Here is a 16,158-nt window from a genome sequence, read left to right as displayed (position 1 = left end):
AAAAACTTCTTAAGGTCATCAACGTTTCAAACATTGACCACTACATCAAAAAGTTTACAGCTTACAATTTTCTTCAGCTGTTTATTATTGCTCAGTTGAATGAGGCAGAAAGTTTGCGAGATTTATCTAAACGAACGGAAGATCAGGAAGAAATACAAACATTCATTGATATAGATTCCATCAGCCCATCGTAACTTTCTCGTAAACAAAGCGCTTTATCATCACATCTATTTGAAAAAATGTTTCGTCACCTTGTTTTTGAAATACAAGCACGAATGAAGAACAAGGCAATCTTACGGGATATTGGCAGGTTGTTACTCATTGACTCCTCAACCATCTCTATGAGTTTAAGCCAGTATCCTTGGGCAACTTTTCGAAAAACAAAGGCTGGTGTACGTATTCATCTGAAAGTTGTCGTAACAAAGGATTTGACCATCCCGGATAAAGCTGTCCTTTTACCTGCTAAAGCATGCAGAGCGTACCCAAATGAATGAGTTAATCGACATCGACTCGAATGATATTCACCTATTTGACCGGGGGTATAATGACTACAAACAATTTGATAAACTGTGTTTCAAGGATGTTCTATTTATCACAAGAATAAAGTTCTTTCTGCACAGGTACCAGACTTAGAAAATAGCATTTTCTGGATCAAGAAGTTTACTTGGGAAACACTCAAAATGGAACCAAGATGAGACCCATCCGTTACGTCTCATTAAGACAAAAGATAGCGTAGGAAATGTTGTAATCCTTATTACAAATTGCTTTGATATGTCTGCCAAAGAAATTGGGGATCTCTATCGTAATCAATGGAAAATCGAAACATTTTCAAGTGGATGAAACAACATTTAAAACTACAATCATTTTATAGTAAAAGTGAAAACGCCGTATATACACAGATTTGGATCGCATTAATTACGCACAGCTTAAAGGTTTTGCTGCAATTGAAATTCAATCATGAAGGTCCTTTATTGGAATTGACACGAAGCCTTCGTAATCTCCTATTGTAACCATTAGAAGCGTTTATCCGTTCCCTTTTTAGGAAGTCAACACGAAAGTCGAAAGGTCGAAGAAAACAGGATTGGGAGACTGAATTTCAATGGCCAGTAAAACAATACGAAAGAGGAGAGGTGGAACATCTTAACGAATTAGCTTACGATCCTATCTTTATATAATCAACAATTTAAAATAGTCAGACGGTGGATGAGAACGATCGTTTAAATCCCTCTGTCTTTTTTAAAATCCTAGGGAAAAACAATCATACAGAATATTTGTTGACATTTTATGGATGTTTCTTTACAGCTAGACACTTTTGGAAATAATTTATGCAACACTAATGGACGGGATTAAATAAATTAATTATATGAAGTAGGTTAGAGTGAAATACCATAGATACATTGATAAGTTATACAACGTAACCTAGCAAAATTAAGTAAATGGGATAGAAAGAAAATGACACATTTAAAATGGAAATAGGCTACCATCTTTTAAAAGTTTGTTGGTATGGTAGCCTTACCAAGGTTTTAAAAAGTTATTTTATGACAACAAATACCATGAACTATCTACCTAATAACACTTTTATATATTTTCGGTATTTAGCTTTTCCTTTTTCCTTGAAACTACTTTTGATAGAATAATACTGACCTCATAAAGAATTATAAGTGGTATGGCTACTATAATTTGAGTCATGAACTCTGGCGGAGTTACGAGAACACCGATTACAATTAAAACAAAGTATGAGTATTTACGATTTTTTGTTAAAAATCGGGGTGATAATATACCTAAACTTGTTAAAAACATAACTATAATAGGTAATTCAAAAAGAAATGCAAATGGTACAGTAATCCTTAACAAGAAGCCGAAGTATCGTTCAACTGTGAACATTACATTAAACATACCGTCATTTAATGATAATAAAAACGGAAAAATTAATTCTAGAAAAATAATATACCCGAAGATAAGTCCGATAATAAACAAAATAAATAATCCAGGTATATAAGCAACCGACACACGCTTTTCTTTTGAAGTCAACCCAGGACTAATAAACGCCCAAACCTGATATGCTAAAATCGGTATAGTCCCAATGATAGCAATAAGACCTGCCAACGTAAAGTAGATCCAAATAATTTCTCCTGGACTGATAACTGTTAACTCTATACCAGTATCGTTTATAAAGAAAGTATAGACTTTCTTTACATTTGCAAAACCAACTACAAAGAAAATAACAAAGAATATCGCTGTGACTATTAAACGATTTCTAAGCTCTGATAAATGCTCAACTACATTCATCTCTTTTTTTGAATCCCCCACTGACGATGACATACATTAAACACCCCTTAGGCTAGTAATCAAAAATGATGTACAGAACAATACTTAATCCCTTATATATCAATTCATCTCCCCCTTTTTTATTAGGTTAAAAATAAAACGATATATATGTTGAATTTAAGTTTTAAGTTTTATACATTTTTAAATACGTTGTTCTTTTTGGTGAGATTAACGCAATTAACCCTAAGCTGATTTGCACGCTCTAAGGGATTAGCGCACGATCATCGTACAAACTCGCACGCCACCCCGACAATTGCGCGACATAACAGTACAATTTCGTACACCACTCCGGAATTGCACACGATAACCGTATAAATCCGCACACCACTTTGGAATTGTGCACCATTACTGAATGAATTTGCACGATTCTCGAGAATAGCATACGAACGAAGAATGCAACTTATTTAATTCAACTTATATAGAATACAAATCTCTGCATAAGAAATCAATCAGTTTATAATTAGCTTTTAAATATGGATGAATTTCTAAGCCGATATATGTCATAACATATCGCAGCACAAATTAAAATTATTCTACAAGTTGTACTATACTAGACAGTCAAAAGTTCTTGTCGAAATTTGTTGGTATAAAGATAACCCAAATCTAGCAATTTGATGATATCCTAAAGGTGTCTGAAAACCTGAAAGGAGGATCAAATATCGCTAATTGGGTCATATGAACAGTATACCTTTTTTTCTAGCGATTAACCACATTATGCTAAAATTTATTGATTCCATTTTATATAATTTTCGTTCCTGTTTCTCGAGACAAACTTTTTCCCATTGGTTTGTCGTAATCATTGTAGGACTAATGATTCGTTCGGATCACCCTGGGGTCACCTCTGTCATTCGGGATCTTTCCTTGCATTCCTGCCATTATGAGGCATTTATTCATTTCTTTCGTTCCTCTGCATGGTCACTGCATTCTCTTCGGCTTAAGTTGTTTCAAGTGATTCAACGAGTGGCTCCTCTGACTCTGTAAACGGAGCCGTAGTGCTTGTTGGTGACGGAATGAAACAAGCCAAGAAAGCACGCCGGATGCCTGGCGTCAAGAAGCTCCATCAGGAATCCGAGAACAATTCCAAAGCAGCGTATATGTTTGGACATCTGTTTGGCGCAATCTGTATTCTTATGGGGGCGTCCCAGAAATTGTTCTGCCCTCCGCTATTCATGAATCTACAGGATGGTGTAAAAGTCTTCTACGACTAGAAAAATGCAAATGAACAGACTGCCGAACACCAGGGCTATCATGTGGTGCAGATGATGAAGCAGGCCTTCATCGCCTCTGCACAATTCGGAAAAACAATTGTCCTGTTGGATCGCTACTTCCTAACAGTTCCTGCGCTGGAACAATGGAAAAAGCGAATTAGGATGTAGCCGAAACGATGCATCTCGTCACAAAAGTCAAAAGTAATGTGGTGGCGTATGAGTATCCGCCAGCCAAAAAGAAAGGGCGGGGGCGTCCGCGTAAGAAGGGCAAAACGATCAAACTGAAATAACTATTCAATAGCCGTAAACCTGAGTTTCAAACCTCCACTATAATGACGTATGGCAAGAAAGAGACCGTCCAGTTTCTATGACTTGATTTGCTTTGGGGTCAGGGACTGTATCTGGAACTGCGGTTTGTGCTGGTTCAATGGAGAAACCAACGATCCATCCTTGTAAGTACCGACCTTACTTTAGAAGTAACAGACATCATCGAGTTGTATGGACACCGATTCAAGATTAAATCTATGTTTCGTGAAATGAAGCAGGTAATAAGTGCGTTTGGGTATCATTTCTGGAGCAAGTCCATCCCTAAATTGGATCGGTATTTGAAGAAGGGAGATCCCCAACCGACAGAACAAATTACCGATGAATAGGAACGTACCAATATTCTGCTGACGTTAAAAGCAATTGAAGGCTATGTCATGTGTGCCTGTATCGCCATGGGCATGTTGCAGCTGATTGCCGTCCGCTATTCGGATAAGGTTCCTGGCTTGTTCTTTCGCTATCTAAGAACACCTTCGAAAGCGATCGTTTCCGAGGCAACAGTAAGGGTCTATTTACGTACGTCTATTTTCTCCTGTTTGCGCGAAACCCACGTTTAACCGTAACTCAAATAATTAGTTCAAAGCAGGAAATACCTGTATTTGATGACGATTCATTGGCTTCTTAACACTTTAGAACTTTTGACTATCCAGTGCTTATAAAAATGGTTATAGATTTTCATGAACTCGAAAAAATACTTTTTATCCTTTTCCGCTTCACGCTTTTCTTTTCTGGTTATCATCATTAAAGACCTCCCATATATGCTGTTATTACAGTAATTTTACCATTATGCTATTCCATAATCAGCATATTTTTGGGAGGTATATAATTGAATTTATCACGGAAATTTTTTACTCTTCATAGTTGAATGAAGAAAAACATAAAAGAGATGAATTGAAAGGAAAACAAACCCCCTGAGTTCACAGGGGATTTGTTCCATCTCCACCCAAAAATCTATTGTATATTCACAGTCGGCACCTTCGCCTTTTCATTTTTTACCTCATCATTGAACAAGTGACATGCAACAAAATGGTTATCGTCCACTTCCTTCCATTTCGGCTTTTTCTTTTTGCAAATCTCCATTGCAAACGGACAACGCGTACGGAAAACACAGCCACTTGGAGGGTTAATCGGACTCGGAAGTTCTCCCCGCAAAATAATTCGTTCCCGGGACGCTTCTACATCCGGGTCGGGTATAGGAATAGCGGATAATAAAGCTTGTGTATAAGGATGAAGCGGTTGTTCATAAAGTGTTTTACTACTTGTCAGTTCTACTAAACGTCCTAAATACATGACCCCAATCCGGTCAGAAATTTGCTTCACCATGGAAAGGTCGTGGGCGATAAACAGGAAAGTAAGCCCTTTCTCTTCCTGCAGTTGTTTTAACAGATTCACAACTTGAGCTTGCACAGAAACATCAAGTGCTGAAATCGGCTCATCAGCGATAATGAAGTCTGGATCTAATGCAAGAGCCCGAGCGATACCAATTCGTTGGCGCTGTCCACCACTAAACTCATGGGGGTAACGATTGGCATGCTCACGGTTCAAGCCAACCACTTCCAGCAATTGATACACCTTTTCATTTTGTTCTCTCTTTCTTTTATACAATTGATGGACTTCCATCGGTTCAGAGATAATTTCCCGCACGGTTGAGCGTGGGTTTAAGGATGCATAAGGATCTTGGAATATCATTTGCATTTGCCGGCGCAGTATAAATAATTCTTTTTCCGTTAATTCATGTACATTGCTATTACCGAATAATACATTGCCTGCCGTCTTCTGATAAAGTCCCATAATTGTCCGCCCGATTGTTGATTTCCCACAGCCCGATTCACCGACTAGTCCAAATGTTTCTCCTTTATTTATATGAAAAGTTACATCATCAACTGCTTTCAGAATGCGATTTTTACCGAGGCTGAAATGTTTCTTCAAATTTTTAATTTCTAATATTTTCTCTTCTGCCATCGCTACTCCCCCTCTCAATTTTTTTCACGTATTAACGGTCTATAATACCCCCGCCTCTAAACAAGAGGGTAAACCAAAATGGCAAGGTGGGGGGTATACAGTCCGTAAATACCTGATTCTGTTCAACTAACATTTAGTGGGGAAGGAAAGAATTCCCCACTGAATGAAGGTTCACTTTATGACTCCGGGCATCATTGATAATGTTTTCGTTTGGGTATTCATCGTTGCTGGAACACCTAGCGGAATACCAATGTTCGGGGAACAATGCCCTATTGCAAATCCACTCATTACTGGGGCGGACAAATCACTTAAATAATGGTAGAGAATGTCTTCTAGATTGCAAGATGGTTTCGTATTTGATTTTACTTGAGTAAAGGAGCCAACAACCACTCCAGCAGCTTGGGTGAGTTTACCAGCGACTTTTAATTGATTCAGCATGGAGTCAATCCGGTAGGGCGGTTCATTCACATCTTCTATAAGCAAAATTTTCCCAGCTGTATCGATTTCATAAGGGGTCCCTAAGGTGCTGGTAAGTAGTGTTAGGTTCCCGCCGACCAAATTCCCACTTGCCTCCCCTTCTGCGAGAACTTCTAGCGGTGAGACATCCTCGCTATACTGCAGGCTGGTCGGTTCAAATAGCTGTGACAAGGATGCAAGGGTTTGCTCATCAATATCTGGTGATGCTAAATCAGAAGCAGGCATTGGACCATGAAATGTGATGAGTCCCGTTTTTTGTTGGATCGCTACATGTAAGTACGTAATATCACTGTAGCCCCAGATGATTTTAGGATGTTGTGCTAGTAAATCATAGTCAAGGGATGAAGCAAGTCTTGGAGTACCATAGCCACCGCGGGCAAAGATAATTGCTTTTACTTCCTCATCGGCTGTCATGTCATGAAAGTCAGCTAACCGCTCCTCATCTGTTCCAGCTAAATAACCGGATACTTTTGCGATATTTCTCCCTACCTTCACCCGAAGACCGAGATTCGTGAAAAAAGGGATCGCTTTTCCTAGGCGCTTCATATTTGGCGGACTTGCCGGGGCGATAATTCCAATGGTATCACCTTTTTGTAACGCTTTTGGCCGTAGCATAGTATACCTTCTTTCTATAGAATTAAGGGCGGATTTTATTTATTTAAAACATTTCTATTGTCTTGTAGGATATCGATTTCAGGGTAGGAATGCGTTTTCATACCGTGAAAAGTGATAGAGGAATACTGATACGAGTAATTAGAGTGTCCCAATCAACTGTAGCAATCAGAATACAAATACTTCAGGTAATTAAAGCGCTTCTCATCAACTGAAGATAGTTGAACGCCAATAGTTTAAGCAATTAGAACAGCCCTTATTGGCCGAAGAAAGCTTTAACGTTAACGATTCAAGCGATTAGCGCACCCCCCATCCACCGAAGAAAACTAAACACTAATGATTCAAACGATTAGAAGACCCCTCATCCACCAAAGCAAGCTCAACACTAACGATTCAAGCGATTAGAGCGTCTTTCATCAATAAAGATGAGCAAAACGCTGACGACTCAAGCTTTAAGTGCACCTCCAACTTATAAAATAAGAGCGAGTCTGGGACATAACTTCTTAGTATAGTTATAAATCCGAACGAATGATAAGAAAGAGCATCAACAATCGCTCCGGGAATATACTTCGCGCATCCTTTGGCGGCTGGAGAACCTCGACGCATAGGACGTTAATGTCAGACGTTGCCACATACGAGAGCGTTATTATTCTGCCTCGGGCTAAGCACTAAGGGGGTTTCACCGATGCCGGCCGACGAACAGGGGTTTCTAGTGCCGGCGTTGGTCACAGGACGTGACAGTACTTAGCCGGCCTCCTGCTGGAGTCTCCGCATATTCCCAGAGCTAGTTAGCAGTTTTGTTCGGATTAATTCATATTAGAATCGTTATGTCCCAGCCTCATCCTTTCAATTAAGTGTACTTTATTTCTTCTCCGCATATTTCAGGTCAAAATATCCGACCGGATGGCGCAGAATTCCCTCCACTCCATCTGCTTCAAGTACTACCGTATTGTAATAGCGTAAAGGTGCAGCAATCATTTCGTCAGCTAACATTTTCTCTGCTTCATATAAATACTCCCAGCGCTTTTCTTCATCTGCTTCCGACTTACCTTTCACAATCAAATCATCATATTCGGGATTGGAAAAGCCAGTACGGTTCATATAAGAATCTGTGATGAAACTCTCAAGGAAGTTAATCGGGTCATTGTAATCGTTAATGAATGAACTGCGGGAAAACTGCAGTTCGAGTGCCTGCTGTGCGTCTACAAAAACATTCCATTCGAGGTTCTCCAGGGTAACTTCAACACCCAAGTGTTCCTTAAACATCCCATGCAATGCTTCTGCCACTGCTTTATTTGTGTCACTTGTATTATAACTTAACGTAATCTCCGGCAATTCTTCATATCCTTCCTCAGCCATCCCTTCCTCGAGTAACTGCTCTGCCAACTCGGGATCAAAGGTAACAAGGTCACCATTTACATCACGGAAATCTTCGCCTGTTGGACTTTGGTGACCTGGGTTAATAAACCCGAAAGCTGGCTCCACCCCCTTTTTCACTACAAATTCTGCAATATCATCGCGATTAATTGCATGCGAAAATGCTTGGCGGATTTTCTTATTTTGGAATGGTTCCATTTCTACATTAAATCTAAAAAATTCTAGCCCACCACTCGGTCCGATAAATACATTATCCCCGTCTATCAACTCATCGGATAGTTCTGGCGGAATGCTCGCCGTATCCAGCTCACCTGCTTCAAACATCTGATATTGGGTATTTGTATCATTCACCATCGCGAAGTGGATTTGATCCAACTTCACTGCGGCGGCATCCCAGTAATATTCATTTTTTGCAAATAGCATTTCTTCATCATGATTCCATTCTTCTAATGTAAACGGACCATTTCCTACAAAGGTTTCCGCCTCGGCATGCCAATTCGGATCAGACTCAGCCACCTGCTGGTTGATTGGGAAAAATGCCGGATTTGTCAGTAAATCAAGAAAAAAACCTGTCGGTTGCGCGAGCACGACTTCAAGTGTCTTTTCATCAACCGCGCTAACTTTTACATCGTCCACCGATCCTTCCCCACTGTTATATTCTTCAGCTCCTTCAATGAAATAGGCTAAAAATGCGGCCGGTGAAGCAGTTTCTGGATCAAGCATATATTTCCATGCATATTCAAAATCCGCTGCGACAACCGGGTCACCATTCGACCAACTCGCTTCTTCTCGTAAATAGAACGTGTATGTCAGTCCATCATCCGAAATATCCCAGCTTTCTGCTGTCCCAGGACCTGGTAGGTGTTCCTCATCTAAGCGGGTCAACCCTTCCATTAAGTTATTAAGCGGGTCCCAAGATACCTCGTCAAAGCCAATCGATGGATCTAGTGAAGCTGGCTCCGTTCCGTTATTCAATCGCAATACATTTTCACCAAGGGTTATTTCCTCTTCCGTAGTCTCCTGTTCCCCCTCTTGTTCCCCTGTTTCCTCCTCTTCATCTACCTGTTCCTTTGGCTCAGCTTCCCCTTCCGGATCCTCTGTCGCCGTACAAGCTGCTAGGAAAAACACAATAAATACCGCTGATAGAAAGATGAGTAGCTTTTTCATTCATATCCCCCTAAATGTTTATTTATTCTTGGCAGTAGCGGCCAGCAATTTCTTCGCCCGAACATCCTGCAGCCAGCAATCTACCACATGGGAATCACTTAGCCTCGCAGTTTTCGGGTATACTTTATCACACACTTCCATGGCAAACGGACACCTTGCTGTAAAAGGACATCCCCGCGGAGGTGAGAAAAGATCTGGTGGTGTTCCTTCAATGGGCTGCAATTTCTCTTTGGCATCCAGGCGTGGAACCGAGTGGAGCAACCCTTTCGTATACGGATGTTTCGGGTTATAAAACACTTCCCGCTTTGTACCTGTCTCGATAATCTTACCAGCATACATAACAGCAACCCTGTCAGCAATTTTTGCAACGACACCAAGGTCATGGGTAATGAGAATAATTGAAATGCCGGTTACTTCCTGTATTTTTTCAAACAGCTCTAAGATCTGCGCCTGAATCGTTACATCAAGGGCTGTCGTCGGTTCGTCGGCAATAAGAAGCTCCGGTTCACAGATGAGGGCAATCGCAATAACAATCCGCTGCCGCATGCCACCGCTGAATTGGTGTGGGTATTGTTTCAGTCGTTCTTCCGGATTCGGAATCCCGACAAGCTGCAACATCTCTAATGCTCGCTTTTCCGCTTCCTTGTCCGATATACGATGATGCTGTTTCACTCCCTCTTTCAACTGGGTGCCAATTGTTAAGGTCGGATTCAAAGCGGTCATCGGATCTTGAAAAATCATCGATATATCCACACCGCGAATCGCCCGCATTTTCTTTTCTCTTAATCTCGTTAAATCTTTATTTTTAAACAAAATCCTTCCGCCGGTAATTTTGCCAGGAGGATTTGGAATGAGTCCCATCACGGCATTCACGGTAACACTTTTTCCACAGCCCGATTCTCCGACAATCGCGAGCGTTTCCCCTTTATTCAGATGAAAGTCTACGCCCCTTACAGCTTGCACGGTACCACCGTAAGTTGTGAAGGTGACGTGCAGATTATGGACTTCGAGAATTTTTTCCATCCCTTCACCTACTTTCTCAATTTCGGGTCTAAGGCATCTTGTAATCCGTCACCTAATACGTTAAAAGCAAACATTGTAAGCGAAATGAAAAATGCAGGGAAAAATAAAGTCCACCAATTCCCGGAAAGGATAGCACCGAGGGAATCACTTGCCATCACGCCCCAGCTCGCATTCGGTGAAGATATGCCAAGTCCGATAAAACTTAAGAACGCTTCTGCAAATATGGCGGACGGTACCGTCAATGTCATTTGCACGATAATCGGCCCCATCGTGTTCGGCAAGAGACCTCGCCGGATGATTCTAGATTGCTTCATACCGAATGATTGGGAGGCGAGGATATACTCATAATTCTTAATCTGCATGACCTGTCCTCGCACGATCCGCGCCATACCGACCCAACCAGTGACGGTAAGGGCAATAATAATCGTCGTTAAACTTGGCCCCATTACAACGAGTAATAAAATAACAACTAATAAATACGGGATCCCGTAAAGGATTTCAATAATGCGCATCATAATATTATCTGTGCGCCCACCCTTATAGCCAGATATACCTCCCCAAATAATGCCTATCGTGACGTCAATTAAAGCCGCCATAAACCCCACAAATAAAGAAATCCTTGCCCCTTGCCAAGTTCGCGTGAATATATCCCGACCCGCATTGTCTGTCCCAAACCAATGCTTAGCAGACGGCGGCTGGTACTGCTCTGCTAACACGCCCATATTTGCTTCATAAGGAGAAAGAATTGGACCAAATATCGCTAAGGACACCAAGACGATAATAAATGCCATACCAGACATAGCTAAATAATTTTTTCTTAATCTTCGCCATGCATCTTTCCAATAGGAAAGGGAGGGCCTCGCCAATTGTTCTTGTTCCTTTATATTCTTTTGGCGCCAGGTAAACCATTCATCTGGTACTTGATCGTTTGTAAAATCACGGGGATATTGGTTGTGCATCTTACTACTCCCCTTCCTTCTTGTTTACTTTGATTCTTGGATCTAGTATTCCATAGGCGATATCGACGAGAAATAGCATAATGATAAGAAATGAACTGTAAAATACAGTCGTACCCATAATGACAGGAAAGTCACGATGGTTGATGCTTTCCACGAAATACTTTCCCATTCCCGGAATCGCAAAGATTTGTTCAATAACAAAGGATCCGGTCATGATCCCAACGAGTAATGTTCCCATAATCGTAATAACCGGCATGAGTGCATTCCGTAGCGCATGTTTCACGATAATTTTCCAGGGTGCCAATCCTTTGGCTTTTGCCATTTTTATATAATCCTGTGTCAATACCTCTAACATGGTTGATCTCGTAAGTCTTGCGATAATTGCCATCGGACCAGTTGCAAGTGCCAATACTGGAAGAATCATATACATTGGTCCTTGCCAAGTCGCGACAGGGAAAATGTCCCAGTTAACTGCTAGCTGCTGGATTAATAGGGTAGCGAGAATGAAGTTCGGGATAGAGATTCCGAGAACGGCAATCCCCATCACAACATAATCGATAATCCGATTATGCCGAAGGGCCGCCAGTATCCCGATTGCAATTCCGGAAATAAGTGCAACAATAATTGTCACAAGTCCGAGTTCTGCAGAGATGGGAAACCCCCTTCCTAATAAGTCATTTACCGTCTGATTCGGCTGCTTGATGGACGGACCGAATTCTAAGGTGATGATTGATTTTAAATAAAGGACATACTGAATAGGTATAGGCTGATCGAGGTTATAATGTTTTTCCAAGTTTTGCTGGACGATTTCATTCGAGCTGCTTTCACTGTTGAACGGGGAACCCGGAACTGACACCATTAATACAAAGGTTAAAGTAATGATGATCCATAACGTGAATAGCATGATGAGCAATTTCTTTAAAATGTATTTGAACATGGCTCCAACTCCTGTAAAAATGCTAGGCTCTAGTTTTATCTAATACACTATATGCTTGTACTTTCATATAAATGAATGCTTGTTTCAAACGAGCCAGCAATTCCGTTTATCAAGAGCGTTTTTGGGAAAAATATAACGATAGACTTTTAGGAGGGTATAAAAATGTCACATGTACAACATCAAGAATTGATCGCGACACTGCATGAATGTGTGATGGCATGTAACCATTGTTTTGATGCATGCTTAAAGGAAGAAGACGTGAAAATGATGGCAGAGTGCATCCGCTTGGACAGGGAATGCTCGGAAATCTGCGCTTACTTTGAACAAGCTTTGGCGCGGAACACGCCGTTCGTAGCTGAACTCGCTACCCTATGCGCGCAAGTGTGTGAAGCTTGTGGAAATGAGTGCAAGAAGCATGATCACGAACACTGTCAGAAATGTGCGGAAGCTTGTTTCAAATGTGCAGAAACTTGTAAAAAGGTTGCATAAGCAAAAAAATGCTGGAGGTATAGGCACTAAACCTGTCCTCCAGTTATTTTATCTTTTTAGTTCTTATATATTTAAAATGTTTATTACACCAAAGGATGGCTAACTGTTTTAGGCTACGAAGGTTGAGCGATTATACTAAGTTTTATTTTTCACCTGTTTTATTAAGCACCAAAAGTTAGGTGGTTCCTCAAACTCAATTGTTTTGAGTTTTTCTGTTATTTTTGTTTTAATTTCTTGCTCTAGATCCTCGCGTTCTTGATAAGTAGTATTCCTTAAAGCTTTCTTTATTTTAAATTCAAAATTATTTATTACGTTTTCTATTTCCTCATTATTAAACATAATAACACTCCTCTTCACTGATTTCTTAATATTTCCTTGAGTCTCTTGAGTGCTTTTCTATGTTGGTTCGAAATGTTTTGAGGACTTGTTTTGAATAGAGATGAGATTTCTTGTAATGAAAGTCCATTCAAATAAATTAACTCTAGTATTTGCAGTTGTTTAGATGTAATTTTTTCTAATGCTGAAATTAAACATTCATTTCCTACTTGATCTTTCAATGTAAAACCATAAATGGAGTCAAAATCTTTATGAGTGGTTGATTCTATGAGGTCTTTTCCAACTATTGAATTACTGCTATCACCATATGAAACAGGATTATCAAGAATTAATAAGGAGTTATTTTTATATCTGTTTATCCTTTTGTCATAATCGATACTATAGAAGTGAATTAAATTACTAGTATATTTAATTACCTTTACTTTTTTGCAATGTTCTTTAAATGCATTGTTAACTTCTTTTTTATTTCTTTCTGTCGGGTTGTCTAAAGCTTTTTGTACGAGCTTGTAATTTGCACCATGAGATAGAAAACTTTCTAATAGGCGTTCATAATACTCTAACATACGGGAATCCTGTGTTTTGCAATCTTCTTTCTTCAAAATAAAACCCCCTTCATATTTTTTCCTATATCTATACAAAGAGATTTATAATTCATATTATAAACCAAAAAGAACGAATGTTCTAGTTTGTTTTTTGAAATTTTTATCACTTTATACAGTAATAGACAATATCGAAAGGAGAAAAGGCATGATGACACCTGCAGATGTACCTGTTTGGGTATCTATAATTGGGAACTTCGGCTTCCCAATTGCAATAACTGTATATTTATTTATGCGATTTGAGCGGAAACTTGGGGATTTAGAAAAGGTTATAACTAATCTATCTGAGACAATTAAAACATTGACTAACAGACAATAATTAACTTTTAAAATGTGGTTTACTTTTTTATAAAATATTCTCTTTCTATTAACAGATGTACATCTAATAAATATTCAAAAAGGAGAGATGTAAACAGGCTCATAGTTTACCTGTATTCATAAGACCGGCACACAGGCTTATTACGTAACAACAGCAACTGGTTCGTATATTGTTCAAGTTGAAAGGTTCGTTGATGGTTTATTTGTAGTGAAAAGGAGTTTTCGAGCATCTGGTCATGACGGTGCAACCCAAGACCAATTATGGGATGAGAGTTATAGCAACGAACATTGGACGTATGACACACACTACAAGGTAGTGAATGATTCTATTTCCCAATACGGGATGTCATCTCTTACGAAGTATCTGAATGACCAGAAATGTATGAGTATATCGAAGGTAATTCGTCTTATATCGTGGAAGATTTTTTCGATAATCATTACTAAATTAATAATAATATAAAAAAGGAGTTAGTACAGTGAGCTTTATGTCTATAAATATGTCAACTAGTAATCTACCTGTATATAATCCTAGTGGTGGTGCTAGAATTGGAACAATCTATCGCCATGAACTTTTTGCTGTAAATACACGAGCTGGAGGGGACGGTGCATTTTATAGAATTCTATTTCTTAACTCACGTGGCGCTCTGGAGTGGGGTGAGTTAAGATATCCACCATCCGCTGCCATTCAAAATGCCTATAGTTCAAAGTATACCTATGGTGTTAGACGGATAAGTGGTCGAGAATATTTTATATTTAAAGTTAGATACAGAAGTTTGAATATATATTCTGCAACAGGTAGAAGAATTGGTGCTGTTGCTGCAGGACAAGAGGTTGCAGTTAGAAGTAATAATCCACAATCTGGTAATAGCAATCCTCACTGGTTACAGATACACTATGCAAGTAAGACGACAGGAGGATGGGATAGAATCGCTGCAGATAATGTTGATTATGGTTATGTTGATTCAGGACTTGCGTATGGTTCTCGTTGGAATACCATACCACTTGATGGTTTGTGGTCACCACATTTTTAATAAAAGAGTTAACTTCAAGAATTAAATAAAATTAACGCTCAGAGAATAATTAAGTAATCTCTGAGCGTTCGTTATGTTTAATTACTTATTAAGTTATAGCTTTCTTCCAAGGTTGTCGAAGCATTAAAATACATATCGTGGATACCGTAATAATTAACAGTCTCCTCTCCAGGACCAGCAAAAGGGACATTGAATAGGTGGTTAGAAATATCATATAATATGCGATGAGTGTCCACTATTTTTAGAATATCTCTATGTTCTACCCCTTCTTCACAAAGTTCAATTACCATATTTAAGTCATCAAGCAAGGGCTGGTAATTGACTAGGTGTGTTATACTTTCTAACTTTTCACGAGCATAATAACAATTGCTTACTTCTAAAGCATCCCATTTTGGATCGCTTTTGTTAATTAAATTCTTATATAAGTCATCCGCAACGGTGCCTGTCAACAATAGCGATAAACCTGTGATTGTGTCACTCAATTCGTGAATTCCATCGTTGGATAGATTCTCATACATCTCTTTTCTCAAATCATATCTTTCCTCCAATGTCATAGAGGGTTTCAATTTAAAAGGGTCAATGGATTCGACTAGTTTAACAATGTCGTCTTCCGATAATTCCGGTTGAGTTTCTTTCTGAAATGGTACTTGATTTTGAACAGTATTTATTTCCTCAGTCTTAGATTCGTCATCTGTATGTTCTTGTGACCCCTGTTTTTGTTCAGTGTTAGTTATATCATTAGTTCCTTCGGCTTCAGACTCACCATCTAGACTTTTTTGTGTTTCTTCTTCACAAGCTATTACACCAAATGATAAGACTGTTAAAACAAAAAGCAGAAATAATCCACTTATTTTATTTATTTTCAATCTATCAACTCCTCATTTGAAAATATCCTTGCGGTAAAAAGAATTAAGTATAATTATATTACTAATTATATTACTTATATACCACTGCTTCAATATTTTTCCCTTTAATAAATTAAGATACACTTTTTTCTTATGAAAATTATCC

The 16,158-nt window shown here is 39.2% G+C and carries 17 protein-coding genes; 7 read left to right on the top strand and 10 right to left on the bottom strand.

Annotated features, from left to right (window positions below):
• The coding region (locus SPD53_RS08520; protein WP_336252270.1) for a DUF4372 domain-containing protein at positions 1-194 on the top strand (194 nt) is incomplete at its 5' end.
• Between the two features lie 81 nt (positions 195-275).
• Positions 276-494 carry a hypothetical protein gene (locus tag SPD53_RS08515; RefSeq protein ID WP_336252269.1) on the top strand — a complete coding sequence of 73 codons (219 nt, stop codon included), beginning with the start codon at positions 276-278 and terminating at the stop codon, positions 492-494.
• A 1,084-nt stretch (positions 495-1,578) separates the two neighbouring features.
• Here the strand turns inward: SPD53_RS08515 and tatC are convergent.
• Entirely contained in the window at positions 1,579-2,322 is a 744-nt protein-coding gene (gene tatC, locus SPD53_RS08510) for a twin-arginine translocase subunit TatC (protein ID WP_336252268.1), read from the bottom strand.
• Positions 2,323-3,003: 681 nt separating this feature from the next.
• Here tatC and SPD53_RS19815 point away from each other — a divergent pair.
• Complete coding sequence (locus tag SPD53_RS19815) at positions 3,004-3,309, top strand: transposase (RefSeq protein WP_442946188.1); 306 nt, start codon at positions 3,004-3,006, stop codon at positions 3,307-3,309.
• Between the two features lie 604 nt (positions 3,310-3,913).
• Positions 3,914-4,189, top strand: a complete 276-nt coding sequence (locus tag SPD53_RS08505) for a hypothetical protein (protein WP_336252267.1) — start codon at positions 3,914-3,916, stop codon at positions 4,187-4,189.
• Between the two features lie 622 nt (positions 4,190-4,811).
• On the opposite strand, the gene SPD53_RS08500 is transcribed toward SPD53_RS08505, so the two are convergent.
• From SPD53_RS08500 to SPD53_RS08475, 6 genes are all read right to left on the bottom strand, one after another.
• Positions 4,812-5,822 carry an ABC transporter ATP-binding protein gene (locus SPD53_RS08500; protein ID WP_336252266.1) on the bottom strand — a complete coding sequence of 337 codons (1,011 nt, stop codon included), beginning with the start codon at positions 5,820-5,822 and terminating at the stop codon, positions 4,812-4,814.
• Positions 5,823-5,993: 171 nt separating this feature from the next.
• Positions 5,994-6,914 carry a S66 peptidase family protein gene (locus tag SPD53_RS08495; protein WP_336252265.1) on the bottom strand — a complete coding sequence of 307 codons (921 nt, stop codon included), beginning with the start codon at positions 6,912-6,914 and terminating at the stop codon, positions 5,994-5,996.
• An 858-nt stretch (positions 6,915-7,772) separates the two neighbouring features.
• Positions 7,773-9,455: a peptide ABC transporter substrate-binding protein gene (locus SPD53_RS08490; RefSeq protein WP_336252264.1), complete on the bottom strand. Its 1,683-nt coding sequence runs from the start codon at positions 9,453-9,455 to the stop codon at positions 7,773-7,775.
• Positions 9,456-9,473: 18 nt separating this feature from the next.
• Positions 9,474-10,478: an ABC transporter ATP-binding protein gene (locus SPD53_RS08485; protein ID WP_156857197.1), complete on the bottom strand. Its 1,005-nt coding sequence runs from the start codon at positions 10,476-10,478 to the stop codon at positions 9,474-9,476.
• Positions 10,479-10,486: 8 nt separating this feature from the next.
• A complete protein-coding gene (locus SPD53_RS08480) occupies positions 10,487-11,437 on the bottom strand; it encodes an ABC transporter permease (RefSeq protein WP_336252263.1) in 951 nt (316 codons plus the stop codon).
• Between the two features lie 4 nt (positions 11,438-11,441).
• Positions 11,442-12,374 carry an ABC transporter permease gene (locus tag SPD53_RS08475; RefSeq protein ID WP_156857195.1) on the bottom strand — a complete coding sequence of 311 codons (933 nt, stop codon included), beginning with the start codon at positions 12,372-12,374 and terminating at the stop codon, positions 11,442-11,444.
• A 162-nt stretch (positions 12,375-12,536) separates the two neighbouring features.
• On the opposite strand from SPD53_RS08475, the gene SPD53_RS08470 reads away from it, so the two are divergent.
• Positions 12,537-12,863 (top strand): four-helix bundle copper-binding protein, encoded by a 327-nt coding sequence (locus tag SPD53_RS08470; protein WP_188857949.1) that lies wholly within the window; start codon positions 12,537-12,539, stop codon positions 12,861-12,863.
• A 135-nt stretch (positions 12,864-12,998) separates the two neighbouring features.
• Here SPD53_RS08470 and SPD53_RS08465 read toward each other — a convergent pair whose 3' ends face one another.
• Both SPD53_RS08465 and SPD53_RS08460 read right to left on the bottom strand, forming a co-directional pair.
• The gene (locus tag SPD53_RS08465; protein ID WP_156857193.1) at positions 12,999-13,202 is read right to left on the bottom strand and encodes a hypothetical protein; all 204 of its coding nucleotides are present in this window, start codon (positions 13,200-13,202) and stop codon (positions 12,999-13,001) included.
• Between the two features lie 14 nt (positions 13,203-13,216).
• Entirely contained in the window at positions 13,217-13,798 is a 582-nt protein-coding gene (locus SPD53_RS08460; RefSeq protein ID WP_156857192.1) for an RNA polymerase sigma factor, read from the bottom strand.
• 151 nt (positions 13,799-13,949) lie between these two features.
• Between SPD53_RS08460 and SPD53_RS08455 the strand changes: the two genes are divergently transcribed.
• On the top strand, positions 13,950-14,117 hold the full coding sequence (locus SPD53_RS08455) for a YvrJ family protein (protein ID WP_156857230.1): 168 nt from the start codon (positions 13,950-13,952) through the stop codon (positions 14,115-14,117).
• Between the two features lie 475 nt (positions 14,118-14,592).
• Positions 14,593-15,147, top strand: coding sequence for a hypothetical protein (locus tag SPD53_RS08450; protein WP_336252262.1), 555 nt, complete (start codon positions 14,593-14,595; stop codon positions 15,145-15,147).
• A gap of 77 nt (positions 15,148-15,224) precedes the next feature.
• Here SPD53_RS08450 and SPD53_RS08445 read toward each other — a convergent pair whose 3' ends face one another.
• On the bottom strand, positions 15,225-16,013 hold the full coding sequence (locus tag SPD53_RS08445) for a hypothetical protein (protein ID WP_336252261.1): 789 nt from the start codon (positions 16,011-16,013) through the stop codon (positions 15,225-15,227).
• Positions 16,014-16,158 lie beyond the last annotated feature (145 nt).

The sequence above is a fragment of the Oceanobacillus sp. MO10714A genome (genome assembly GCF_037072045.1).
Lineage (GTDB): Bacteria > Bacillota > Bacilli > Bacillales > Amphibacillaceae > Oceanobacillus > Oceanobacillus indicireducens.
Note: the sequence above shows the minus strand (reverse complement) of the source record. Positions and strands in the feature narration are given on the sequence as shown.

Excerpts from the sequence above, each read along its gene's own strand:
- SPD53_RS08515 (WP_336252269.1), top strand. The coding sequence starts at position 276 with ATGAAGAACAAGGCAATCTTACGGGATATTGGCAGGTTGTTACTCATT.
- tatC (WP_336252268.1), bottom strand. The coding sequence starts at position 2,322 with ATGTCATCGTCAGTGGGGGATTCAAAAAAAGAGATGAATGTAGTTGAG.
- SPD53_RS19815 (WP_442946188.1), top strand. The coding sequence starts at position 3,004 with ATGAACAGTATACCTTTTTTTCTAGCGATTAACCACATTATGCTAAAA.
- SPD53_RS08500 (WP_336252266.1), bottom strand. The coding sequence starts at position 5,822 with ATGGCAGAAGAGAAAATATTAGAAATTAAAAATTTGAAGAAACATTTC.
- SPD53_RS08495 (WP_336252265.1), bottom strand. The coding sequence starts at position 6,914 with ATGCTACGGCCAAAAGCGTTACAAAAAGGTGATACCATTGGAATTATC.
- SPD53_RS08490 (WP_336252264.1), bottom strand. The coding sequence starts at position 9,455 with ATGAAAAAGCTACTCATCTTTCTATCAGCGGTATTTATTGTGTTTTTC.
- SPD53_RS08485 (WP_156857197.1), bottom strand. The coding sequence starts at position 10,478 with ATGGAAAAAATTCTCGAAGTCCATAATCTGCACGTCACCTTCACAACT.
- SPD53_RS08480 (WP_336252263.1), bottom strand. The coding sequence starts at position 11,437 with ATGCACAACCAATATCCCCGTGATTTTACAAACGATCAAGTACCAGAT.
- SPD53_RS08475 (WP_156857195.1), bottom strand. The coding sequence starts at position 12,374 with ATGTTCAAATACATTTTAAAGAAATTGCTCATCATGCTATTCACGTTA.
- SPD53_RS08470 (WP_188857949.1), top strand. The coding sequence starts at position 12,537 with ATGTCACATGTACAACATCAAGAATTGATCGCGACACTGCATGAATGT.
- SPD53_RS08465 (WP_156857193.1), bottom strand. The coding sequence starts at position 13,202 with ATGTTTAATAATGAGGAAATAGAAAACGTAATAAATAATTTTGAATTT.
- SPD53_RS08455 (WP_156857230.1), top strand. The coding sequence starts at position 13,950 with ATGACACCTGCAGATGTACCTGTTTGGGTATCTATAATTGGGAACTTC.